The 22924-nt window shown below is 42.3% G+C and carries 25 protein-coding genes and 1 pseudogene; 11 read left to right on the forward strand and 15 right to left on the reverse strand.

Annotated features, from left to right (window positions below; all coding sequences use genetic code 11):
- Nucleotides 1-192: 192 nt before the first annotated feature.
- Entirely contained in the window at nt 193-1275 is a 1083-nt protein-coding gene (locus APA_RS14325; RefSeq protein WP_201322947.1) for a metallophosphoesterase, read from the forward strand.
- Nucleotides 1276-1519: 244 nt separating this feature from the next.
- Entirely contained in the window at nt 1520-2149 is a 630-nt protein-coding gene (locus APA_RS14330; RefSeq protein WP_201322948.1) for a Crp/Fnr family transcriptional regulator, read from the forward strand.
- Between the two features lie 107 nt (nt 2150-2256).
- On the opposite strand, the gene APA_RS14335 is transcribed toward APA_RS14330, so the two are convergent.
- From APA_RS14335 to ffh, 6 genes are all read right to left on the reverse strand, one after another.
- Nucleotides 2257-2808 (reverse strand): 50S ribosomal protein L25/general stress protein Ctc, encoded by a 552-nt coding sequence (locus APA_RS14335; RefSeq protein WP_201322949.1) that lies wholly within the window; start codon nt 2806-2808, stop codon nt 2257-2259.
- An 87-nt stretch (nt 2809-2895) separates the two neighbouring features.
- Nucleotides 2896-4209, reverse strand: coding sequence for an adenylosuccinate synthase (locus tag APA_RS14340; RefSeq protein ID WP_201322950.1), 1314 nt, complete (start codon nt 4207-4209; stop codon nt 2896-2898).
- 155 nt (nt 4210-4364) lie between these two features.
- Nucleotides 4365-5381: an NAD(P)/FAD-dependent oxidoreductase gene (locus APA_RS14345; RefSeq protein ID WP_201322951.1), complete on the reverse strand. Its 1017-nt coding sequence runs from the start codon at nt 5379-5381 to the stop codon at nt 4365-4367.
- An 84-nt stretch (nt 5382-5465) separates the two neighbouring features.
- A complete protein-coding gene (locus tag APA_RS14350; RefSeq protein ID WP_201322952.1) occupies nt 5466-6338 on the reverse strand; it encodes an isoaspartyl peptidase/L-asparaginase in 873 nt (290 codons plus the stop codon).
- 81 nt (nt 6339-6419) lie between these two features.
- Nucleotides 6420-6884: a DUF29 domain-containing protein gene (locus APA_RS14355; RefSeq protein WP_201322953.1), complete on the reverse strand. Its 465-nt coding sequence runs from the start codon at nt 6882-6884 to the stop codon at nt 6420-6422.
- Nucleotides 6885-6915: 31 nt separating this feature from the next.
- Nucleotides 6916-8349 carry a signal recognition particle protein gene (gene ffh / locus APA_RS14360; protein WP_201322954.1) on the reverse strand — a complete coding sequence of 478 codons (1434 nt, stop codon included), beginning with the start codon at nt 8347-8349 and terminating at the stop codon, nt 6916-6918.
- 249 nt (nt 8350-8598) lie between these two features.
- On the opposite strand from ffh, the pseudogene APA_RS14365 reads away from it, so the two are divergent.
- From APA_RS14365 to APA_RS14385, 5 genes and pseudogenes are all read left to right on the forward strand, one after another.
- A pseudogene (locus APA_RS14365) lies at nt 8599-9099 on the forward strand (Uma2 family endonuclease); the annotation flags it as partial.
- 39 nt (nt 9100-9138) lie between these two features.
- Nucleotides 9139-9540, forward strand: a complete 402-nt coding sequence (locus APA_RS14370; protein WP_201322956.1) for a DUF433 domain-containing protein — start codon at nt 9139-9141, stop codon at nt 9538-9540.
- Between the two features lie 164 nt (nt 9541-9704).
- Complete coding sequence (locus APA_RS14375; RefSeq protein ID WP_201322957.1) at nt 9705-10445, forward strand: hypothetical protein; 741 nt, start codon at nt 9705-9707, stop codon at nt 10443-10445.
- 123 nt (nt 10446-10568) lie between these two features.
- Complete coding sequence (locus tag APA_RS14380) at nt 10569-10769, forward strand: hypothetical protein (RefSeq protein WP_201322958.1); 201 nt, start codon at nt 10569-10571, stop codon at nt 10767-10769.
- Complete coding sequence (locus tag APA_RS14385) at nt 10766-11020, forward strand: hypothetical protein (RefSeq protein ID WP_201322959.1); 255 nt, start codon at nt 10766-10768, stop codon at nt 11018-11020. The genes APA_RS14380 and APA_RS14385 overlap by 4 nt, the downstream gene beginning before the upstream one ends.
- 45 nt (nt 11021-11065) lie before the next feature.
- On the opposite strand, the gene APA_RS14390 is transcribed toward APA_RS14385, so the two are convergent.
- Nucleotides 11066-11515 (reverse strand): DUF29 domain-containing protein, encoded by a 450-nt coding sequence (locus APA_RS14390; protein ID WP_201322960.1) that lies wholly within the window; start codon nt 11513-11515, stop codon nt 11066-11068.
- Nucleotides 11516-11673: 158 nt separating this feature from the next.
- On the opposite strand from APA_RS14390, the gene APA_RS14395 reads away from it, so the two are divergent.
- Both APA_RS14395 and APA_RS14400 read left to right on the forward strand, forming a co-directional pair.
- Complete coding sequence (locus APA_RS14395) at nt 11674-11916, forward strand: DUF433 domain-containing protein (RefSeq protein WP_201322961.1); 243 nt, start codon at nt 11674-11676, stop codon at nt 11914-11916.
- Nucleotides 11900-12283 (forward strand): DUF5615 family PIN-like protein, encoded by a 384-nt coding sequence (locus APA_RS14400; RefSeq protein WP_201322962.1) that lies wholly within the window; start codon nt 11900-11902, stop codon nt 12281-12283. The genes APA_RS14395 and APA_RS14400 overlap by 17 nt, the downstream gene beginning before the upstream one ends.
- 16 nt (nt 12284-12299) lie before the next feature.
- Here APA_RS14400 and APA_RS14405 read toward each other — a convergent pair whose 3' ends face one another.
- From APA_RS14405 to APA_RS14420, 4 genes are read right to left on the reverse strand one after another with little or no spacing between them, the layout of a single operon-like run.
- Nucleotides 12300-13193: an MOSC domain-containing protein gene (locus tag APA_RS14405; protein ID WP_236579588.1), complete on the reverse strand. Its 894-nt coding sequence runs from the start codon at nt 13191-13193 to the stop codon at nt 12300-12302.
- Nucleotides 13194-13196: 3 nt separating this feature from the next.
- A complete protein-coding gene (locus APA_RS14410; RefSeq protein ID WP_201322963.1) occupies nt 13197-13403 on the reverse strand; it encodes a hypothetical protein in 207 nt (68 codons plus the stop codon).
- Entirely contained in the window at nt 13390-13875 is a 486-nt protein-coding gene (locus APA_RS14415) for a PIN domain-containing protein (protein WP_201322964.1), read from the reverse strand. Before APA_RS14415 ends, APA_RS14410 begins: the two co-directional genes overlap by 14 nt.
- Nucleotides 13876-13928: 53 nt before the next feature.
- Entirely contained in the window at nt 13929-15350 is a 1422-nt protein-coding gene (locus APA_RS14420) for a GTP-binding protein (protein ID WP_201322965.1), read from the reverse strand.
- Nucleotides 15351-15763: 413 nt separating this feature from the next.
- Here APA_RS14420 and APA_RS14425 point away from each other — a divergent pair, with 413 nt between their 5' ends.
- Nucleotides 15764-16576: a Tic22 family protein gene (locus tag APA_RS14425; protein WP_201322966.1), complete on the forward strand. Its 813-nt coding sequence runs from the start codon at nt 15764-15766 to the stop codon at nt 16574-16576.
- A 56-nt stretch (nt 16577-16632) separates the two neighbouring features.
- Here APA_RS14425 and APA_RS14430 read toward each other — a convergent pair whose 3' ends face one another.
- Nucleotides 16633-18156, reverse strand: coding sequence for a DUF3086 domain-containing protein (locus APA_RS14430; RefSeq protein WP_201322967.1), 1524 nt, complete (start codon nt 18154-18156; stop codon nt 16633-16635).
- 307 nt (nt 18157-18463) lie between these two features.
- On the opposite strand from APA_RS14430, the gene APA_RS14435 reads away from it, so the two are divergent.
- Nucleotides 18464-19741 (forward strand): EAL domain-containing protein, encoded by a 1278-nt coding sequence (locus APA_RS14435; protein ID WP_201322968.1) that lies wholly within the window; start codon nt 18464-18466, stop codon nt 19739-19741.
- A 12-nt stretch (nt 19742-19753) separates the two neighbouring features.
- Here the strand turns inward: APA_RS14435 and APA_RS14440 are convergent, their stop codons facing one another.
- The 3 genes from APA_RS14440 to APA_RS14450 form a co-directional block, all read right to left on the reverse strand.
- Nucleotides 19754-20011 carry a transposase family protein gene (locus APA_RS14440; protein ID WP_201322969.1) on the reverse strand — a complete coding sequence of 86 codons (258 nt, stop codon included), beginning with the start codon at nt 20009-20011 and terminating at the stop codon, nt 19754-19756.
- Nucleotides 20012-20187: 176 nt separating this feature from the next.
- Nucleotides 20188-20883, reverse strand: coding sequence for an antibiotic biosynthesis monooxygenase (locus APA_RS14445; RefSeq protein WP_201322970.1), 696 nt, complete (start codon nt 20881-20883; stop codon nt 20188-20190).
- 172 nt (nt 20884-21055) lie between these two features.
- Nucleotides 21056-22861, reverse strand: a complete 1806-nt coding sequence (locus APA_RS14450) for an ABC transporter substrate-binding protein (protein WP_374101363.1) — start codon at nt 22859-22861, stop codon at nt 21056-21058.
- Nucleotides 22862-22924 lie beyond the last annotated feature (63 nt).

Here is a 22924-nt window from a genome sequence, read left to right on the forward strand (position 1 = left end):
TAGGCTTTAGACAATGCTTAGTACTCAAAGCCGAACCAATAATTTTTTTAAAAGTGTTGCTTTGCAACACTTTTAAAAAAATTTCTGTCAAACCCCAAAAGGAGATGCGGCGCGAAGCACCGTATCTCCTTTTGGGGTTTGATCTAGCTATACCCTATAATCAAAAGGTAATTATTCATGGTTTGGATCTAGGTGGCACTTAAGTTTAAATTTGCGATCGCCTCCGATTTGCACATCGCATTGCCCCATACGATTTGGCAACATCCTGCGCGATTTCATCTCGTTGAGTATAGTATCCCCGCATTTAAAGAAGTGCTGTCGCAACTTGCTACCCTAAATTTAGACTTTCTACTCTTACCAGGCGATCTCACCCAGCATGGCGAACCAGAGAACCATCAATGGCTATCTGAGTGCCTCGCGAAACTTCCCTATCCTGTCTACGTGATTGCAGGAAACCATGATGTCCCAAGAATAGAAACCTTCGATCAGTTCACTCCCCACTATACTAAGTTTGGCTTCGAGTATGGTCTGAGCAAACCAAATAAACTCTATTATGAATGCGAAGTACTTCCTAATGTACGCCTAATTGGATTAAATTCCAATCAATTTGATGCTGAGGGACAGCAGATTGGCTGGATTGATGAAGAGCAGTTAGACTGGTTGCAATCGGTTCTGGAAAATCAAGATTATGAATTGAATCTAGTGACGATTCATCATAATGTACTGGAGCATATGCATGATCAGTCACGCAATGCTCTTGGGCGACGCTATATGCTCGGTAATACTGAGCGCTTGTGCAAAATTTTACATCAAGCAAATGTGAAGCTAGTCTTCACTGGACATCTACATGTGCAAGATATCGCCTATAGCGATCGCTACGATCTTTATGACATCACCACAGGTTCGCTGGTCAGCTATCCTCATCCCTATCGCGTTCTCAGTTACATTTCCGATGCATCAGGCGATCGCTTAGAGATCGAATCTTTTCGGGTCAAATCAATTCCTGAGAAAGCTGATTTATTACATTTCTCACGAGAATGGATGGGCGATCATTCACATCCATTTGTTCTAAGATTACTGACGCATCCCCCTCTTAGTTTACCTCTAGAACTTGCAGAGACGCTCACTCCTGAACTCCGTTATTTTTGGGCTTATATTGCCGATGGCGATGCGAAGTTTGAGTTTCCCAATTTTCCTACAGTGGCGAAGGAATATTTTGAAGCGTTTAGTGATATTCCTCCCAAGGATAATAATATTACGCTAGTTCTCAAGTAATCCCAAGGAGTAAAAGGCGGCACGAAGTGCCGCCTTTTACTCCTTGCCCACCCAAGAATCAGTAGTGCGGCGCGAAGCGCCGCACTACTGATTCTTGGGTTTTACTGTCTATTTTGAGACTGCGAAGGGAGTAATCTTTGGGTTTATTTAAGGATTTAAGAAAAATTTATTGATTAGATAAACTAGGCTTAACCCGATAGTGTCGAGAAACACATAGGATTACAAATGTGTACCTCACGCTTTTATGACATATACGTTCTCAAGCTTCAATATTAACTCCACAACTTCGGTAACTGACTGGCGACGATCGCTCGAAGAAATTTATCGCGGTCGTACCATGCACACTTACAAAAGTGGACAAATCATTCCCATGTATCCCCATGAAGTATGGGTGGTTTGTCGTGGAGTGGTGCAACTCAATACCTTGCATCCTTCAGGTGATGAAGTTTTGGTTGGCTTTGCAGTTCAAGCAATGCCCTTTGGCTTACCGCTGACTAACCTCGACCCGTATCAAGCGATCGCCCTATCAGATATTGATTTGATGCGCTTCACTTTGATTGAGTTGGAGAATTCCCCATTACTTTATCAAGGGATTTTGCAACACCTCAATCGTCGTCTTCAGCAAACCGAGTCTTTGTTAGCACTAGTTAGTAACAAACGCGTTGAAGAACGTCTCCGCCAAATCCTGCTTTTGCTCAAGCAAGAAGTAGGCATTCCTGTCGAAGGTGGAACTCGTTTAACCGTGCGCCTTACACATCAACATCTTGCCAGTGCCATTAGCAGTACCCGTGTCACTGTCACCAGAGCGATGAAACTTTTACAAGATGAAGGATGGCTAAAAGTTGACCGCGATCGGCATATAGTCTTAGTATAGCCACAGAAGACAAGATATAAAACACGAAAAGGCGATGCTTTGCATCGCCTTTTCGCGTTTTGAATTATTTATGCCTGAGTAAAACTGAAAAGAGCTGGCAGCCCTTATTATTTCTTCAGGATCGTCACAACTAGTGCGGTAACTTCCGTTACAGGCTTGACACCTTCAGGGTAGTTGATTTCGCTAACATGCACACCCTTACCAATATCGAGGTCGGTAATATCAATTTCAAAGCTTTCAGGAACGTTAGTAGGAGCGCAAGATACACGCACATAGTTCTTGATCGTATCAATGGAACCACCACCAACTTTTACACCCACTGGTACACCAACGAAGTGCAAAGGAATGTCTACTTCGATTTTCGACTGAGACTCGATCGCAAAAAAGCTAAGGTGATAAATAGCAGGTTTGTAAGGATGATTTTGAACTTCGCGCAATAGTGTTTTGCCTTTGAAGTCGCCATCAGTTACATTTACTTCGATCAATGTGTTATTGATCGTGGCTTCACGTAATAGAGTAGTTGCTTCTTTAGCATCTAAAGTAATCGAGATCGACTCAGCACCTTTATGTCCATACACAGTTGCAGGAATCTGACCACCGCGACGGAGGGCGCGATTGTTAGCTGGAGGACGAGTAGTAGCGTTTATTTGTAGTTGCATTTTGGTAGTTGGTGATTGATTAATAGCTTTTAGCTATTAGCTAAAAGCTATTCAGTTTTAGTTGTCTTCATCTAGGTTTGCTAAGAGCTAAATTCTTAACAAACCACGTTTTGGCCCATGAATTGGGTCTTCCACGATGATAGTTTGTCCTCGGCTTGCGCCTAGAGAGATGATCGCGATCGGAGTTCCCGTTAGATCAGCAAGAAACTTAAGATAGTCTTTTGCTTCTTTGGGCAAATCGTCAACGACTTTACATTCGCTAGTTGATTGCTTCCAACCAGGAAGGGTTTCGTAGATGGGGATTGCTCTTGCAAAGGCCCGAGCGTCACTGGGGAAGTCGTGGACGACTTTGCCATCAAGCTCGTAGGCAGTACAAACTTTGATTTCTTCAAGATCGTCGAGGACATCAAGTTTAGTGACAGCAAGGCAATCTAGTCCATTAATGCGAACTGCATAACGACCAATTACGCCATCAAACCAACCACAACGGCGTTTGCGTCCTGTGGTTGTGCCAAATTCTGCACCGCGCTCACCAATGTGATTGCCAATTTCATCATGCAACTCAGTTGGGAAAGGACCTTCTCCAACACGAGTTGTATATGCTTTAGCAACACCGATCACGCGATCGATGCAAGTTGGTCCCACACCTGCTCCGATACAAGCACCGCCTGCAACAGGATTTGATGAGGTGACATAAGGATAGGTTCCATGATCAAGATCAAGCAAAGTTCCTTGTGCGCCTTCAAACAAAATATTGCGCCGTTCACGTATAGCTGCGTCAATTTTCAGTGAAGCATCGACTACATGAGGACGCAAGCGATCCGCGTAGCATCGATATTCTTCGATGATTGATTCGACATCAAGCGGTTCTAAATTATAGAGCTTTTGTAAAACAATGTTTTTTTGCTCGATCGCCCAACGCAGCTTTTTAGGCATACGTTTTTCGTCCATGAGATCAATGATGCGGATACCTACGCGCTCAGATTTATCAGCATAGGTTGGACCAATACCACGTCCTGTTGTCCCAATCTTATGCTCAGCTCTTTGGGTCTCAGAGGCACGATCAAGCTCTCGATGGTAGGGCATTGTGACGTGGGCGGTTTCAGAAATAAACAGGTTATCAGTCGATATACCCAAATCTTTGAGTCGATCCACTTCTTCAAGAAGCACCTTCGGATCGATCACAGTGCCATTGGCAATGATACATTCCGTTTTGGGATACAGGATTCCCGAAGGAATTAGGTGTAGCTTAAAGGTGCGATCGCCAACAACGACCGTATGTCCTGCATTATTACCGCCTTGATAGCGGACAACGACATCTGCGGAGCGGCTCAGCAAGTCGGTAATTTTACCTTTACCTTCATCACCCCACTGCGCCCCAATAACAATTACATTAGCCAAGGGTCTTTATGCTCAATCAATAAAATCTCACAATCATCTATCTTCGCAAAGGTTTGTATTATTTGTCAATCACTTTCTTCAAAAATCAGAAATTCTCTCTTTTTGTTTTAAATAAGATGGCGTGCGAAGCACGCCATCTTATTTATTTCTGGATTTTAAATTTTGAGTAATTCGATCGCAGATTCAGCCGCCGCAAGTCCTGAATGATAGGCGGCTTCAATATTTTTGCCAGCGCACCAATCACCTGCACATATAAGAGATAAAGGTATTGATGTCGATAAACAAGAAACACCTAAAGACTCTTCAGCGAGGGCATAGCGCCAACGATGAACTTGCCACCATTCAGGATTGGCTAGCCATTTTTCTAATAATCTGCCCACTTGATTGAGCAATGGTTTACCTGCGATTTCTAGATCTGGCTCTTCCATTGATTGTTTGGCAAATTCGGCTGTACTTTGTAAGACAAAGACGGGTTGTATGGCTTTGTCTGAATGCTTACTGCTATCGTAACTAATCCAGTCAAGAATCGGATCATCAACACATCTAATTGCTTGCCATTCTACTGGTACAGAATTGCTGGCATTATACCCAGCCATGATCGTCACACTGGGGGCAAATTTGACTGACTGTACAGCTTGCAAAAAACTTGGTGCTGGCGCTAGTACTTCTTCAAATATCGGTAAAAATTGGGGCGCAGGAATAGTAGACACGATCGCAGCAGTTTGGAGGACTTCTTGGCGATCGGTCACTAATTGCCATTTGATATCGTTGTGACTCACATCGACAATACGGGCGTTGTTAATAATCGGAATTTCGTTAGCGAGATATTTGGCGATCGCGGTCATACCCATCGGACAGCAATATCGAGGGTGACGCTCATCGGCATTGGGAGGACGCAGACCAGATGCTGACAGTTGGTAGACATTACGTGTCCATTCTTGAACGAGGCTCTTTTCTTGCAGCTTACGAACAAACCTGCCAAAGCTATCACTCTTCACAGATATGAGTTGTGCGCCATGATCGACCCAAGTACCTTGCAAACGTCTAGTCGCCATACGTCCACCGACTCCTGCGGATTTTTCAACTATGGTGACATCTAGCCCTGCTTGCTTTAGTTGTTGAGCACAGGTTAAGCCTGCCATCCCTGCGCCGATCACGATTACATCTTTCATACAGTTTCAGTTCATGCCTCTTGAAGAGCTTAGCTCATCTTGATCGCGATTTTAAAGTTAAGGTGGGCGTAGCCCACCTTAACTTTAAAGTGTATCTTGCATTTTTTCGCCATCATGATATGCAGCGAACAATACAGGGCAAGTTTTACCCCATGCAATCGCCCCCGTAACATCAAGACAAATTGCCCCAAAATCGCGATCGCGGCTTTTCGCTTCGTTGATAGATTTATCAAGAGCTTGCTGAAGCGTCATGCCATCGGTAACGCGGACTACAACTCTAGTCGCAAAGCCTTCATCAAGAATGTCTTCGCCAACACCAGTGCAGCTAACCCCTGCAAACTTAGTCGCATAATTACCCGCAGGCGTTGCAGAGTCACTGACTCTGCCGATGCGCTCAAATCCACGTCCGCCTGTGGAAGTTCCCGCACAAATGCTGCCATATTGATCGAGGACGACTACGCCAATTGTCCCCATCGCCACATCTGCCATCTTGCGAGTGAAGTTGGTTTTGCGTTCTTCCACCCATTCAGCAAGACGTTCATCGGTGAGGGGATTATAAATAGGAATAGCTAATTCGCGAGTGAGTTCCGCCGAGCCGTAATCCGATAACACGCGATCGTCGCTAGTTTGCAGATATTTTGCCAGATCAATGGGGTTTTTGACTCTAGCTGTATTGATGACACCACTAAAACTTTGGCGATCGCCGTCCATGATCGAGGCACTCATCCGCACCTGTCCATCAGACTGCAATACAGAGCCAGTTCCTGCATTAAAGCGCGGATCGTCTTCGAGCATTTGGCAAGCCTTAACGACAGCATCGATCGCCTTTCCTCCATCGAGCAGCATCGGGTAAACAGTTTCAAGTACAGCAAATAATGATTTGCGGACTGGTTCATAGCCGCCTTTACTTTCGACAGTGCTACCCGCACCGCCATGAATGATAATTTTTGGTTGCATATTGTTTCGTTATTTTTTTAAGCAAAATGGAATTTGTGTTTGCATCAGGGGTCTGTGGCTCTTAATACTTTAAGTGAGTTGTTATTCCCAAAACTTAACATTCAACATCGTGTCAATATCACGGCTAAACTGCCATGTATCAGGGAAATCGGTATCAGCATATTCAGTTCTGACTAGCTCTAAGGCAGTGTCAAAGGAATCGTCAAACATTCTCAAGAAATGACGCTTGAGGCTTGGTGACTGTCTTAGCAGCTTTTTAAGTTCATCACGTTGATTAATGATTGTGACTTCCCAACCTCTAAAGCAGTCATGCAGACTGACATAGCGGCGTTTCAGGATATGTTCGATCAACCTTTTGAGTCTAGTCTCAACTTCACGTTTGTTACTGCCTGACAAACCCTCTAACTCCTCTATTAAGCTTTCAATATCAAGATTCTGGAAATCACCAGCTTTTAACTGTGCGATCGCAGTCTCTAACCACAGATCAAGATCACGCTCGTACAAGGTTAATGGCGGTGTTAATGGCGGTGCGATCGCTTGCGACATTTATTTTTCTCCTTTATTTAAGATTTTATTATTACAATTCTCCAAAGCCCTTTTTCTTTTTCTTTTTCTTGCCATAGGGCGAATTGCCCGATGGCGCGTCGTTCCCCATGCCGCCCATCCCAGGGAAACCACCTCCGCCCATGTTGGGCATTCCAGGGAAGTTTGGCATTTTGCCCTGTCCCATTTGTTGCATAAGCGATCGCATTTTCTGGAAATCAGCAACTAGCTTAGTCACATCTTGGAGTTTATAGCCAGCACCACTAGCAATCCGTTGTTTGCGACTAGGACTCCTAGCAATCAGGTCAGGGTCTTTGCGCTCACGCTTAGTCATCGAGCTAATCATTGACTCGCAACGCTTGAGTTGCTTTTCCGCCTCTTGAATTTGCGCGTCATTGATTTTCATACCTGGAAGCATTTTCAACATTCCGCCAAAAGAACCCATGTTCTTCATCATGCGCGTGTTTTTGAGGAAGTCGTCAAAGTCAAACTGAGCTTTTAGTATTTTCTCTTGAAGTTGAGCTGCATCGGTGAGATCGATTTCTTCTTGAGCTTTCTCAACTAGAGTCAGTACATCGCCCATGCCCAAAATCCGTGAAGCCATGCGCTCAGGATAGAAGGGTTGTAAAGCCTCAACCTTTTCGCCGACACCAATAAATTTAATTGGCTGTCCTGAGATCTGCCGCACCGATAGCGCCGCACCACCACGAGTATCGCCATCCATCTTGGTGAGAATCGCACCCGTAATCCCGATCTCATCATGGAATGTACGTGTCAATGTCGCCGCCTCTTGCCCTGTCATTGCATCGACAACAAGTAGTACTTCATCGGGGTTAATGGCATCTTTGACTCGCTTTAGCTCATCCATCATGTCGCGATCGATCTGCAATCGTCCTGCTGTATCGACGATCACGGTATCAACGCCTAATTCCTTTGCCTTAGCCAAGCCTTGACGTGCAATCTCCACAGGGTCAGCATCTGCACCCATTTCAAAGACTGGGACATTGATTTGCTTACCGAGAGTGAGCAACTGGTCGATCGCCGCAGGACGATATACGTCAGTAGCAACCAGTAAAGTTGTGCGATCTAGTTTGCGTAAATGTAAAGCTAATTTGGCGGTGGCGGTAGTTTTACCCGTACCTTGCAAACCTGCCATCAAAATTACGGTTGGAGCATTGGTGGATTCGGCGAGTGGCACATTTGCCTCGCCCATCGTCCTTACCAATTCGTCATAGACGATCTTGATAAATTGCTGATCGGGGCGCACACCTGCGATTACATCAGCGCCTTGCGCCTGTTTGGAGATTTCTTCAACAAATTCTTTGACAACTTGTAAGTTGACATCCGCCTCTAATAGCGCCCTGCGTACTTCGCGAATCGCGCCTTGGATATTGGAGTCAGAGATTTTGTCCTGTCCGCGTAACTTTTTCCAAGCCGCCTCAAATTTATCGGCGATTTCATCAAACATATCTGGTTTTGCTTTTGCTGTTTTTGGTTCTAACTACTAATTTACAGTTACAGCCACAACATTGATCGCGATCTGAGAAAATTGCGGTGGCGCTAAAAACTTAAAAGTGATGATAAGTTAAAATCAGTACGTTAATACGTCAGTATGTCAGTACGTGAAGCGGTGAGTTTCAAAGCCATGATCCAAGCTTTAGCTAAGTCCGATCGCGAACATATTGTTAGGCAGTTCGTAACGTAGGAGCAGTTCCAAGCTTTAGAATCTGCTTTTGCGGATATTGATGGTGTGCGCCTGATTTATTGTGAAGGAGTTTTAGAAATTGTAGGCATCAGACGACTCTATGAAATGATTCGTACTTTACTTGGTGCGTTGTTAGGGCAATATTTCATGCTCAAGCGCATTCGCTTTGTGTCTACTGGCGCATATACGCAGTCCTTGCAAGGACGCACCAAATTTCAGTCGGATTTATCCTATAACTTTGATAGGGAGAAAGAGATTTCGGATTTGTGTATTGAGGTGGTGGTGACGAGTGGTAATGTCGCTAAGCTCAGAAAATATCAATTGCTAGAGGTTCCTGAAGTTTGGTTTTGGGAAGAGGGGAAGATTAGTATTTTTTGCTTGCGGTCTGCGGATTATGCTCAGAGTTCAAATAGTTTATGGTTGCCTGATTTGTATATTGAGCATTTGGAGCAATGTCTATTGATGGATTCTCAGCTAGATGCGATGTTGGCTTTAGCTGATAAGTATAAATAATAATCAGCTAAACTAAAAACAAATCAAATGGCATAGATTATGACAGCCTACACATTAAACTTACCCGATCGCTTAAAGCAGGAAGTCGAGCAGTTAGCCCAAAATCAGGGAATTTCGCTGGATCAATTTGTGCTGTGGGCTGTTACAGAAAAAGTCGGTACGCTCAAAGCATCATTTTCTCTAATTGCTTATCGTCAAGGGGCGAGTGGACAGGTTTTCCCTGTGGTTAGGGGAACAGGAGTAAGGGTGCAAACATTAACGATCGCTGCTCACAAGTGGGGTATGAGTGCTGCTCAAATCGCTGATGAATATGATTTATCTGAGGAGCAGGTAACGGAAGTCTTGAGATTTTATGCCATAAATAAAGAACAGATTGATCTGGCGATCTCCTGTGATCAATCTCTAGAGACTCAATCTTTAGAGGCTGAATGGGTAAGCTGAAACTCCAATGCATTTATAAAAAAGTTTTGCATAAGGTTCTGAGTGCCTAAAGCTCAGAATGTAACTTGTAATCCAAAAGTTGGGCGTTGCCCAAATGAAGGATGAATGTCTACACAATCTCAAATTCTTAGATACTTGTATATATGAAAATCCCAATAAATTGTATGCAATGTTTTCAGGAACAACTAGAGCCATCATCAGAGTTTCAGTCAGTTGAAATTCGAGATGATGGTCTTTATTCTTCCACCTGTAACAAAGGGCATACTACTCTAACTGTTGTACAACAACAAAAATTCGAGATATTATTTGAGTTTGGTGCAATGGCTCTACTTGATGGTTATCCACGAGAAGCAATTACTAGTATAGCTGCTTCATTAGAACGGTTTTATGAGTTTTATATAACCGTTACATGTATGAAACATAATATCGAGTTAGTAAATCTAGAGAAGACATGGAAGCATGTCTCAGCACAGTCTGAGAGACAATTTGGTGGTTATCTTTTTACATATTTAGTAGATCATCAGGGTAGTGAACCACCTGTTATTGATAACGACAAACCAAATTTACTTGATACTTCTCGTGGTAATACAAAAAACTGGAAAGAATTCAGAAATGCTGTAGTTCATAAGGGTTATATTCCGTCAGTGAATGATACCCTTGCGTACGGTAATATTGTTTATCATCATTTATACGATCTAATAAAAGATTTAAAAGATAGAAGTGGAAATTTTGTCCAAAAAGCAACTTTTCATCATATTGCTAGAGCACATGAAGCAGCTAATGGGAAAGTTGTTTCCACAATGATCTTGCCTACAATTATTAATCTCGAACAGAAGCCCTTAGAATCTTTGGAAAAAGCTTTGGATACTCTTAAATGTAGACATAGACATATAATGCATATGTAACAATTTGATAGTTTTGTTTGAGATGATCGCGGGTTTTGAGATTGAGTTGGAGGCGATCTCGGATTGTTTGGGATTGGATAGGCGATAAAATTGTTAATATGTAATAAGTAACCGCGAAAAATCATGACAAAGATAGAGCTAATAGAAAAGCAGATTGCCGATCTTGACTATGACTCATTTGCAAAATTGCGTGAATGGTTTATTGAATTTGATCAAGCCATTTGGGATAAGAAAATCGAATCAGATTCTAATTCTGGCAAACTTGACTTCCTGATCAATGCTGCACTTGCCGAACATCAATCGGGAGAAACAATAGATCTGTGAATCATAAAACAGCATCCAGCTTTTGGAAGTATTATGAGCATCTACTAGTAGATATTCGTGACCTTGCTGATAAAAACTTCCAGCCATTGAAAGATAATCCTTCGCATCCATCCTTGCAGTTTAAAAAAGTTGGGAAGGTATGGTCTGTAAGAGTTGGGTCTAATTACCGAGCGATCTCTACCCAGATTGAAGAAGGATACTTATGGGTTTGGATAGGTACTCATGCTGAATATGATAAATTGCTGAGATAGCGATCGCGGGTTGTGGAGATTGAGTTGGGGGAGATCGCTTTCACACTAACTCCAGAAATTATTATTTAACAATGTGTCGATATCTCGCTCAAACTGCCACAGATCGAGAAAGTCATATTGTGGATAATCTTCTCGAATTTCTTTGATTACATCCTGCCAAATTTTATCGAAAATTTCAGACAAGTAATTCTTGAGACTAGGAGACTTTTCTAAGCGTCGTCTAATTTGCTTACGTTGTTCTCTAATTGTTCTTTCCCAACCGTTGTAATCATTTACTAGAGGAACATATAACCGCTTCAAAATATGTGATAGTAATACATCCAAATGACTCTCTAGCTCATCCCGATAAGAACGCCCCAAATCCTCAATCTCCTCTATTAAACTATCGAAATCTACATGATCAAAGTCTTTAGCTCTTAATTTAGCTATAGTATCCTGAGTCCAAAGCAGGTAATCAGATTCGTATAAGGATTTTCTTTCAATTGTCTGAGTCATTAGTTTGTAACTCCTGTGGCAAATCCAACAATATTATTATGGTGCATAAAACAGTTATAGCGATCGCGGTTTGTTGAGATTGGGTTGAGGGCGATCGCATCATCCAAAAACGCCTATAAGTTATAATATCTACGATTAAAGAGTTTGGACTACTCTCCATGAGATTAGATCGTATTACGAGCAATCCTAAACAAATGAACGGTCAGCCATGTATTCGTAATCTACGTCTTACGGTACGCAGGGTGATTGAGTTACTAGTGACTTATCCTAATCGAGAAGAACTACATCAAGAATTTCCAGAGCTAGAAGATGAAGATATCCAACAAGCTCTAATTTTTGTGTCTTCTTACCTTGACGATCGCATTATTGAACTACAAAATCGCTATGAATCTGTTGCTTGATCAAGGATTGCCACGATCTGCGGCAGCGTTATTATGTGCTAAAGGTATTGATGCGATCCACGTTGCTGATATTGGATTCTCCCAAGCCGAAGATGCAGAAATTATCCAAAGCGCAAAAGAAGAAAATTATGTAGTCGTTACCCTTGATGCAGATTTTCATGCTCTGTTAGCGCTTGACGAAGCTACTACTCCATCAGTTATTCGGATTCGGATTGAAAGATTGCATGCTAAGCAATTAACGGATTTGTTACTAACTGTAATTGGTGAATGTAGAGATGACTTAGAGAAAGGCTCAGCTATTACAGTTGAATTAAATCGGATTCGCGTTCGTTGTCTTCCTTTGGTGAATAGCGATCGCAGGTTTTGAGATTGAGTTGGGGATTTCAATCTTCGCTTCTGCCTTCCATCTCCTTACTAATAGAATCACCTATCTTGAGAATCTTGCCAACTTCCGTTAGAGGAATGCATGTATTCAGAGCAAGGCGGTAGAAATGATTGAAGCGCGATCGCTCTATGTTTGCTGGTAAAGTTGCCTCTCTTTTGCGAGTGAAAATCTTTTGAAATTCTGGATAAACTTCCCCAGTGAAGGAGTCACGGGTGGGTACGGGACAACGCTGACAGGGATTTGTGCCGAGAAACTGGACATCGCCAATTTTAAAGGGAACCGTTTCACCTGATTTGGCAAATAAATGATCTTCCCAAAATGGTTCAGTATCGCTAATCTCTAAGTTAGTACGGAAGCGATCGCGAATTTGCTCAAGACTGATTTGGGGATTTTCATACCAACTCTGGACAGTGGCAAGAGTTGCTTCTGAGATTACGGTTGCGCCCCATGCTTCAGGATCATCAGGAAATCCATTACTAACATTTTGACGCAGTTCTATAGATTGATCAAAAAATTTACTTAACCAATCAGTGAGCGCATCTCGATCTCGATCTAAATGAAAAGTGAATACTTCTTGCCGATCTTGGATTTGCAAATGCACTAGCCGATCGCCTAATTCGTACTTTGCTCTAATTAAATGAATCTTGGTATTGCGCTTGGCATTGATGTATTTCCCACCTTTATCAAACATGGCAAATTCGCGATCGCCTTTTAATGCGCCACCACCAGATATCTCGACCTCATTTAATGCAATCAGATCTAGCGATTTGATTGGAAAAATCAGAATTTTACTTAGCTTTGCCATGATAGAGATTATTTTGCGATCGGGAGATTTTCCAGTCTCTTGACAGAAGACAATATCTTCTTCGTCTAAATTCCCTGCAACAATCAAGTATTAATTTTTTATTTGTTTGGATTGGCGAAGTTTTGCAATATCTGACCAAAATTCATCTCGTCTGACATTCTTTAAGATCTGTTGATGTTCTTGGGTGTAGTCCCCATGTCCCCAGTCAAATTCTTGCAAAAATCGAATGGTGGCAATCTGACCTAAGTTTTCCAATAAAACTTGGTAGCCTTGTTCACGAAGTTTAAGGGATGTCATTGTTAGATTCTCCTTCAGTTTGAAAAATAGACATTAACCAAGTAACTGGGTTTGAGATTGTAACGTTAATACTATTAGCATAACGTTTTGCTCTACTGATCAAGCGATCATCGGTTGTTAGCAACACATCTACTTTACCAATTTCAGCACAGGCAATGTGAAATGAGTCGTAGAGTCCAAAGCCTAAGTTTTCTAGTTCTTGGGATCGCTGATCGATATTACTATCAAGCATTATTGAGGCACTTGCTAAATTTAGCAATCGTTGCACATTTTGTGATTTCTCAAGGTTTTTCATTTTTAAGAGTTCTGCATCAATGGCTTCACTAGAAATCAGTTCCCATTGCTTTGCTACGATTCTCTCAAAAATTGACAGGATCACTTCGCCTTCTAATCGAATTCTCTCCTGTGTCCAGTCATCAAAGGGACGGTTTAAGCAGCAAACATCTAGATAAAGTTTATAGTCTTGATTCATTTGTTTATCTTGGCGACAGTATTTAATCTCTTTTGGGGGTTCTTCTTATAAATTTATATTTTTCTCAGTCGGCGGAGATCTATTTTGGCGCGGAGTTCATCTTTGATTCTTGCCAAGATTGAATCTTCGTCTATGGTGTCCAAGATCCTTTTAACGACGGCTTTTGGTCCATCAGCTCCCCATGATGCGCCGTTGGCAAGATATTCTTTAGTAACTAGTCCGAGCGCGTAGGTGGAAAACCCTGCTACCCCTGCCTGTGCGATCGCAACTGACACATAACCACCCAAAGTCAAACCACCAGTCACAGGTGCAGCAATGCCCAGTAAACCTTTGAGGGAACTTAATCCAAATGTGGCAAGAAATTCGCTGGCACTAATGCCGCCCATGCCGATCGCAATTTTTTGCATTAGCGAAATTGCGCCACGATTGCTCATGTTGATGCCATAAAGCTTGGAAAGCGCCACGATCATTGAGATATCGATAATTGCGGCACTGATGACATCAATTACAGTGAATGGGTTAACGGCGATCGCGACGGCTTGGGTAATTACGCAATTCCAGATGATGCGATTGGCTTGGCGATCGCGCACAAACATTTTGCGCTGTACCACCCGCTCCTGCACCATATCGGCAAACATCATGGTATTTAAAGCAATTAAAGATTTACCTTCGCGATCGAGCACCTCCAGAATTTTTAGCTTTAAATCTTCGATTTTGGGCTTCCCATTGACTAGCTCGGCTTCAAAAGAGCCATCGGGCTGACGAATGGCTTTTGCTACCAATGGTGATGCAGCAGTCATCACAATTTCATCTTCAGTTAATAACTCACGTACTCGCTCATCGCGAATTTTGGCGTATATAGCCATACGGTCTTCAGGCGGATATTGGTCGATTTTGTTGAATACTAACAAAATCGGTTTACTTGCTCCTCTCAGTTCCGACAGCGCATCATATTCAACCTTAGTGATATCGCCCGCGACGATAAATAAAATTAAATCCGCTTGTTGAGCGATCCGTTTCGCGAGTTCGGCTCGGCCTTCGCCATCGACTTCATCAATCCCAGGAGTATCAATTAATTCAATTCTTGCCTCACCTCGTCCCTGAAATGAAGCTTTGAGAATTGTGCGATCGCCATTAGTTTGCATCGCCTCTCGTGATATCTGCCACTCTGCGGCTTGCCGATTGGTAGTCACACCATGCAAGGGGCCAGTCTCAAAAACTTGACCACCCATTAGCGCATTAAGTACAGACGATTTGCCACGCCCCACCATGCCAAATACTGCTATTTGTAGAACTTGACGCTCTAATTTATCCAGCATTTGTTGCAGCTCTTCTAGTGGCTCCTCTAGTCCACGCCGCTCTCGTTCTGACAAGTCCAGATTTGCGACAATATCTCTTAAAGTGCGCTGTGCTTGGCGATAATTTAGCTCCTCAAAAATCTCATCAAAGCTAAGAAAGTTTTCATCTTGTGGCATAACATCGCTAGGTAAGTAAGAAGGCTTAATTATTTGTAGGATGCGTTAGTGCAACGTAACGCATCTATTAGTCAAGAATGATGGGTTACGCGATCTCTAACCCATCCTACGTTAATTGCACTAAATCAAAACCGAAAAAGGAAGTTGCGGCGCGAAGCGCCGCAACTTCACCTCTGGGGTTTAGGAACTATACTTATGATATTCGAGTCTTAGAAGTTGACAATATACGCACAAACTAGTTTGAAGCTGGTATAAAAAGGTTGTCTTTTTGCGTGAAATATTGTTAAAGTTGCCAGAAAGTTACTTTCGGACAATGATTATCTTTGACTTTTAACTTTTCAAGGCTCATTCACACTGTTGTGCATTCCGAATCTCAAATAAACCTCATAAATAGTATTGTAGCTAGGAGAAATATGTCCGTATTCAAGTCGTTGGTTAGTCTAGCAGCCACCGCAGGTGTTGCAGGGGCGATCGCTGTTAGTCCCATATTTACTCTCAAAGCTGAAGCCCTTACTGAAGCCCAAGTTTTGGAGAGATTGGGCAGTATTCCTGTTTTCACGATTACTGATGATAAAGGCTCACCGCTCTTAGGTGCAGTTCCTCCGCAACCAAATGTTAAGCCCGATGACAGCCAGCTTTTGTTTTTCTTCCTTGGTCCCGACGAAGCGCAAATGATGCTCAGTCAAGTCCAAAAGTCGAATCCTGAAGTTGGTAAAAAGGCTCAAATCATCGTGAGATCGATGAATGATGCTTATAAAGTGATTCGCGAGAACAAAGACAAAAAAGTCGTTTTCCAGTTTATCCCTGCTAAGGCAAGTATTGACTCAGCACGGACGATCTTGACTGCGCAAGGAGTTGCGGCTGACAAAATTCCTAATGTGCCAGTTTTCTTTGCGATCGGTGGTCAAGCCAATAACCAAGGCTTACTAACCATGAGCATTGATCAGAATGGTAAAAAGGAGCAAGTTGTCCCATTCTTCCTTGATAAAACTGACCTACAAAACCTGCTCGATCGCGCTAGCAAAGATCAACCCGATGTTACTAAGGCAACTAAGATTCAAGTTGCTTCACTGTTCCAAGTTCTAGACTCGATGGTGTCCAAGGATAATAAGCCCAATCCCGAAGTCGAACGCTTCCAGTTTGTGCCATCGCGCTCTTCGTTTGAGTACATTCTCAAGAACACTAAGCAATCTGCTACACCTCAGGTAGCACCAGCTAAGAAATAAAAAAAAAGGGGCGCGATGCGCCCTTTTTTTATAGGAGCGCATCGCGCTCCTTTTTTTTACCAGTCCCAATCAGAATCTTGATTATTACGTCCGCGATTATTTCCATAGCTGGTATCACGAGGATCGCGATCGCCATAATTACGACTCGGATATTCCCGTGCACCATAATCACGATTATCACGTTCTTTGGGCGGCGCATAATCGCGACTCGTATCCCTTGGATTATCGCGAGGAGACTCACGGATGTAGTCACGACTATTGGTGCTTTCTCGGCTGCTATCCCGGTTCATGTCGCGGTTCATATAAGCAGAAGGGGCAGCAGGCTTAGATTCAGGTGCGCCGCCAAAAGCGATCAAAAGAGGAAATCGCAGCAAATCTACGGCGATTAGTTCTTCAGACTCATCAATAACAACTAAAGGGCTTAGCCCTTCTTTGACAAGGCGATCGCCTTTAGTTGCGAGTGGCTCAGGATCTTCAAATAGGGCAATACCTTTGTCAGAGCCAAAATGCTCTCTGGTCAAGCCCAGACAATCTTGGAAACCGCGTCGCCATTCGCCAAGACGTTCGGGCGAGGTGGCGAGGACTAGTACCCGCAATTTTTCGCCATAAACTGCTTTTAAGACGGAGATTGCTGCCGAAGTGACTAGAATATTTTGCAAGCGCGTTCCCATCGTGCGGATTGCCCCACGTCCAGACTGCTCAAAAAACCACTTTGATACGCGATCGGCATGGACTTGCTCAAAGGTTCGTCTGAGCTTCCATGCTGGCCCATAGTAATCGGGCAAGGTTCGGTAACGCTCTAAAAGCTGATCGACCCGTTGTTTATATTCAGCAAAGGTTTGCTCAGATAGGCGTAATGGCTCAGCTTCTTTAGCTGGCTGCTTGGCAGTGGGTACTACAGTTTCGGCTACAGGCTGAGCAGTTGGAGCTACAAGGTTGAGTTTTTCAGCGCTAGCCACCAAGTCTTGCAAGCTACCAACCAGATAGTCTTTAAACCCTTGAACCCTTATAGCGATGTCTTGAGATGTACCTGCATAGGTGCTAGTCATTTCTTTGTCAAGGCGCTCTTTTCGTTTTTCAAGGACTGCGATCGCTGCTTGTAGTTCTTGTTTTTGATATTCGAGCCGAGCGACATCAGCTTGAGCCAACCGAATAATGCCTGCCTGTAAATCGTCTAACTGGTCTTGGAGGATTTTAGACTTAATGTTTTTAAGACGCTCTAGCTCTCCCCTAAGCTCAGACTCTTCTTGCTTAAGTTGATTAATGATTGTTAATATTTCTGAGGTATTAAAACTATCTTGTGGCTGTTCCTCTAGTTCAGCTTCTGTGATAAAGGCCTTAATTTCTAAGTTTTTAGATTCAATGTCATCACCCTTATCATCAGTCGATAGCTCGACACGATTGTCAAATAGAGATTGATCGATCTGGACATTTTCATCTATTGACTCACCAACGGCTTCAACGATCTCATTGTCTGATTTATTTTCTAATGACGCGATCGCTTCAGGGGATTCTCCTTGGTGAGATTGATCTAAACATTCTTTTAAATTTTCTTCTACAGGCAATTGATCGGACTCCATAAAGTTCTCATCGCATCGTGCTTTTCTATTTTATACCAATTTTAAATATAGCGATTTGCAATCTGTCGGCAAAAGAAACCTATAAAAGCACAGATCCCCGACTTTTTTTGTGGCTGTCAAAATCGATCTGTGATTGCATAGTAAAAGTCGGGGATCTCAATCGCTGCATCTTCATTTTCTATGCCTAGCTACTTACAGAGCTTTACGATCAAAATAACTTTCCCCTCGCTACCTGTAACCAACGAAACGCGAAAATGCTATAAACGCTATATAATCGCTAGTTGATACGTTAACTTTTCTGTTTCTAATGAGTAAAAGTAAGATCACTATTCTTGTTGTTGATGACACTCGATATAACCTGCAAATTCTATCAATTATGCTAGCTAACCAAGGCTATGCTGTTTTAGAAGCTACAAATGGAATCGACGCGATTGATCTTGCCAAAACTCATCTACCAAGCTTGATTTTACTAGATATTAGAATGCCTGAGATGGATGGATATCAAGTTTGTAGCCATCTCAAAAATAATCCATCAACGCATCAAATCCCAATTATCTTTATTAGCTCGATTGAAAATGTAGAAGAGAAAATTGAAGCGTTTACTGTTGGTGGCATAGATTTTATTAATAAGCCTTTTCATTTAATCGAAGTACTAGCAAGAGTGGAGACTCACATACGGGTAAGCTCACTTCAAGCACAGCTTTTAGAGCAAACTAAACTTTTAGAGATGCAGAATATTAGTTTGCAAAAAGAAATCTCTAGTCTGACAGGACTTAACTGGGATTTATACTCGGAGGTAAAAGAGGCTATTGACAGACAAGAGATGAGATTGTTCTATCAGCCAATTGTAAATTTCCAGACTGACTTAATCACGGGGTTTGAAGCGCTAATTCGCTGGCAACATCCACAGCGGGGCTTGATTGCTCCTATTGATTTTATTGATATTATCGAAAAAACAGATTTAATCTATCCAGTTGGGCGGTGGGTACTGAATACTGCTTGCCAACAATTACAGAATTGGCAACAATCTTTCCCCAAATATACGGATTTGACGATGAGTGTAAATGTATCAACTAAGCAGCTTTCAGAGTTTAACTTAGTGGAATATATCCGTGAGATATTACAGGAATCACAAATTAATCCCCATAGTTTAAAACTAGAAATAACTGAGAGTACAGTCATGGGCGATCGCGATCGCACTTTACAGATTCTCGATCAATTAAAAGATCTAAATATTCAGTTTTGTATTGATGACTTCGGTACAGGCTATTCATCTCTAAGGCGGCTAACTGACTTTCCCATTGATATTCTCAAAATAGATCGCTCTTTTATTAATAATGAAGAATGGGTAATTGTCAAAGCAATTGGCACATTAGCTTTTACGCTAGGAAAGAGTGTTGTAGTTGAAGGGGTAGAGACATCTACTCAGCTAGCAATTCTCAAAACTTTATTTGGCTCTTCTTTAGATAAATGTTACGGTCAAGGATATTTATTTGCTAAGCCACTTGATGCTGAATCTGCTTCCCAGCTTTTAGCAAATAATATAACCTTTATAAGGGGTGCACCTCAAGTTTGCAATGAGTAATTATACTTAGGGCTAAAAGCCACTAAAATCGTTAGATTTTGCAATATCAATACATGACAAATAAACGAAGTTCATGGTTTGAGTGCTAGTTTCTTTATCAGACTTGCGCCTATGTCTCTCGACAAATCTCTCTAATCCTCGATAAGTATGCTTTCCGCTCATAATTCCCATGATGATGATCAGCAGGATTTGCCATAAATCGTCGCGACTCCCTTGGGCTTCTCGTGGATCGGGTACTGCCTTGAGATAATCTACTAAGCTTTTACTCATTTTTTGCCTAGTTTGAATTTATTGGCTAAAATTATCCACCAAATGTCTTTCTTATGTCTACTTTTTACTTTTATTGTTTACTTACTCATTCTTGAAACAGCCCAGCCCTTTTTAAGGGGGATTGAGGGGGATCTCTTAGAGCTTTTGACCGCAGCAAGTAATTCTTAAATGGTTTCTTAGGAATTTAAGGAAATAGCAATCTGCTGATTTTCCTCTATGTTTGTGGCTTGTAAATTAGGTAGTGGAATAGTTTGGGAATTGTCAGCGATCGCAGGGATGACATCCTTTGTTGGTAGAGTCATTTCCATAGAAGGATATAGCCACCATGCAAATAACCTTGTCATCTGTGGCATCAGTAAATAGGTCATCGTTGGCACGGCGATCGCTGTCACTACTGCCACTCGTAACACTAAAGGCAACATCCCCAAAAACTGTTGAAAAATTGTAGAAATTATTGTAATTAAAGGGAACACAGCTAGCCAAGTCACCAAAGCCATCTTATAGCGAGGTGGTGGTGCGATCGCGGGTTTACCTGGTAGCGTAAACCAAGTTTCTAAACCAGTTAGCACTTGAATCTGTGGAGGACTAATGGTAAGAGGTTCGGCGATCGCAAACCAGTGCTGGCGTTCTGCCGAGGCTTCCCAATGGCGTAAATTGCTCAAGCGATCGAACTTAAAGATGATGCGATATTCTGGGTCATCAGCATTGACTGGACGAAATACATTGCTGCCCAGATAGCCAGAAAATTGTCCACAAGCATTGGTTACACCAGTCAAAAAAGCTTCAAATTCATCTTTGCATTCTGGTTTAACTCGTCTAGCGATCGTTACCGTAACAGAAGGATCATTAAGTTTTGGCTGAGTTTCCGACATACAGTTTCAATTGGGTTGAGCGTTTAGCCTTTAGTTGAATGCAACGATGCTGCAAAAATCCTATAACTATTTTCATTCAATCAAACCACAACAAAAATTTTAAAAGTGTTGCAAAGCAACACTTTTAAAATTTTTGTTGTTTCGGGTTGGAGCGCAAAACACTGTTGTTTTTCTAGGACTTCAATTTCAATTGTTCTAGATTCCACAATGCTCCCGTCACGCCAGTGCTCCCAGCTAATGCCGATGGTTGGGCATTCTCAACGCGATCGCGTACAGCAACTAAGTACAGAGGCATCGTTAAATGGATTAGTGGTAATTGTTCCTGAACTAATTGTTGATATTCGGCATAGATAGCTTTGCGTTTAGTTTCATCTAGTTCCTGCGCACCTTGGATCATCAAAGAATGAATTTTCTTTTCCCAGTCAGCAACTTCACGACCTGGGAAAGGTGGCTCGTCGCCAACTGGCCCCTTGTTAAACATATGGGAATCACCATCAGTTGCCCAAAGATTAATCGCACTATTCGGTTCAGCACCACCAGTAAAGCCAAGAATCGTCGCATCCCATTGCTTCGAATTGTCGAGCTTATCGGAGATAATCCGAAAATCAACGGGAGTGAAGTCAATCTTCATGCCAATTTTTTCTAAATCGCTCTTAATTTGTGCTCCCATTGCAACCCTACCACCCGCTGGAGCCAGCAAAGTAAAGCGCACCAGATTACCTTGAGCATCGAGAAGTTGTTGTTCAGAATTATATTTATATCCTGCTTGCAAAAGAATCTCTTTTGACTTTTCAGGCTGATAATCATAAACTTTGAGTCCTTTTTCGGGAGGGAAGAAATAGGGACTAGGGATAGAAACTGGTGAATTTTGAGTCTGGGCTAAGCCTCTCGACAGATTGGTAATTATCGCTTCTCGATTGATAGCATAGGCAACAGCGCGACGGAAGATGACATCATTAAACCATTTTGATTTTTTCGGATCAACAAAGGCTTCATTAGTTTTAGGATTTTTGCCCTTATTTAGGTTGAACATGATGAATGCCTGACCTGTAGAGGGGCCAGCATTATAGATTTTGTAGCGATCGCGCTGTTCAAAACGCTTTAGCAATTGATAGTCTTCGCCGCGTAAGCGATACATATCGAGGTCTTGCGATCTGAAGCGCAGTAGGGCGGTATCTGGAGATTCCACAATCTGCATGACAAATTGTTTGATATAGGGAAATCCCTTTTTCCAGTAATAGGGATTGGGCTTATAGATGATGCGTTCAGAAGGTCGATATTCTTGGATTATATATGGGCCACTGCCAACTAGTTGATTGACAGGTGTTGTAAGAGTCCATGTTTCTAAAAACTTTAGCTTCTGATTAGGAACTTTCGGATCTTCCTTGAGGGTCGGTTCAAAAACATGTTTAGGTAAAATACCAATCCCACCGATGGTGCGTAAAGCAGGTGCAAAGGGTTCGCTCAGAAAGAAGGAAATACGGCGATCGTCGAGCTTCTCAACTTTGGGAAGAGTTTGTGATTGTCCAACTCGCAGGACATCACGAGTGCCAGTGGGAATCTTCTCGTTGAAGATCACATTTTGATAGGTAAATAAAACATCATCAACAGTGAGAGGTTGACCATCTGACCATTTCAAATCAGGGCGCATCGTGAAAATTAGTTGCTTACCTTCCTGTTGAATTTCCCATTTTTCGGCTAATTCAGGTTCTAAATCTTTGGTGATTGGATTTTCGGTGATCATCCCAGTGAGTGTATAGCCGATCGCAATGCCACTATAAGCTTCCTGAATTAAGACAGGATTAAAAGTTTTGATGTCGCCATCAAGGGGAACTACTAAACGATTCTTTATAGTTTCTGGTGCGATCGCACAACCCCAAAGCAGTAGGGAACAGATACTAATCAGTAGTAGTAATACCAATGCCTTCCATTGCTTGACCTTTGCTCGTTTCTGAATACTTTTTCTCACGATCGCCATCTTCCCTAAAAATTCAACAAAACAAAGTAATTTTTTAGTAATTGTGTTGCGGTAGCGAAGCGA

The organism is Pseudanabaena sp. lw0831 (genome assembly GCF_016584665.1).
GTDB lineage: Bacteria > Cyanobacteriota > Cyanobacteriia > Pseudanabaenales > Pseudanabaenaceae > Pseudanabaena.

Bases quoted from the DNA above. Each gene is read 5' to 3' on its own strand.
- APA_RS14355 (WP_201322953.1), bottom strand. From the start codon at position 6,884: ATGTCGCAAGCGATCGCACCGCCATTAACACCGCCATTAACCTTGTAC.
- APA_RS14435 (WP_201322968.1), top strand. From the start codon at position 18,464: ATGAGTAAAAGTAAGATCACTATTCTTGTTGTTGATGACACTCGATAT.
- APA_RS14350 (WP_201322952.1), bottom strand. From the start codon at position 6,338: ATGCAACCAAAAATTATCATTCATGGCGGTGCGGGTAGCACTGTCGAA.
- APA_RS14400 (WP_201322962.1), top strand. From the start codon at position 11,900: ATGAATCTGTTGCTTGATCAAGGATTGCCACGATCTGCGGCAGCGTTA.
- APA_RS14375 (WP_201322957.1), top strand. From the start codon at position 9,705: ATGCAATGTTTTCAGGAACAACTAGAGCCATCATCAGAGTTTCAGTCA.
- APA_RS14390 (WP_201322960.1), bottom strand. From the start codon at position 11,515: ATGACTCAGACAATTGAAAGAAAATCCTTATACGAATCTGATTACCTG.
- APA_RS14450 (WP_374101363.1), bottom strand. From the start codon at position 22,861: ATGGCGATCGTGAGAAAAAGTATTCAGAAACGAGCAAAGGTCAAGCAA.
- APA_RS14415 (WP_201322964.1), bottom strand. From the start codon at position 13,875: ATGAATCAAGACTATAAACTTTATCTAGATGTTTGCTGCTTAAACCGT.
- ffh (WP_201322954.1), bottom strand. From the start codon at position 8,349: ATGTTTGATGAAATCGCCGATAAATTTGAGGCGGCTTGGAAAAAGTTA.
- APA_RS14370 (WP_201322956.1), top strand. From the start codon at position 9,139: ATGACAGCCTACACATTAAACTTACCCGATCGCTTAAAGCAGGAAGTC.
- APA_RS14330 (WP_201322948.1), top strand. From the start codon at position 1,520: ATGACATATACGTTCTCAAGCTTCAATATTAACTCCACAACTTCGGTA.
- APA_RS14425 (WP_201322966.1), top strand. From the start codon at position 15,764: ATGTCCGTATTCAAGTCGTTGGTTAGTCTAGCAGCCACCGCAGGTGTT.
- APA_RS14335 (WP_201322949.1), bottom strand. From the start codon at position 2,808: ATGCAACTACAAATAAACGCTACTACTCGTCCTCCAGCTAACAATCGC.
- APA_RS14420 (WP_201322965.1), bottom strand. From the start codon at position 15,350: ATGCCACAAGATGAAAACTTTCTTAGCTTTGATGAGATTTTTGAGGAG.
- APA_RS14445 (WP_201322970.1), bottom strand. From the start codon at position 20,883: ATGTCGGAAACTCAGCCAAAACTTAATGATCCTTCTGTTACGGTAACG.
- APA_RS14440 (WP_201322969.1), bottom strand. From the start codon at position 20,011: ATGAGTAAAAGCTTAGTAGATTATCTCAAGGCAGTACCCGATCCACGA.
- APA_RS14430 (WP_201322967.1), bottom strand. From the start codon at position 18,156: ATGGAGTCCGATCAATTGCCTGTAGAAGAAAATTTAAAAGAATGTTTA.
- APA_RS14345 (WP_201322951.1), bottom strand. From the start codon at position 5,381: ATGAAAGATGTAATCGTGATCGGCGCAGGGATGGCAGGCTTAACCTGT.
- APA_RS14380 (WP_201322958.1), top strand. From the start codon at position 10,569: ATGACAAAGATAGAGCTAATAGAAAAGCAGATTGCCGATCTTGACTAT.
- APA_RS14410 (WP_201322963.1), bottom strand. From the start codon at position 13,403: ATGACATCCCTTAAACTTCGTGAACAAGGCTACCAAGTTTTATTGGAA.
- APA_RS14395 (WP_201322961.1), top strand. From the start codon at position 11,674: ATGAGATTAGATCGTATTACGAGCAATCCTAAACAAATGAACGGTCAG.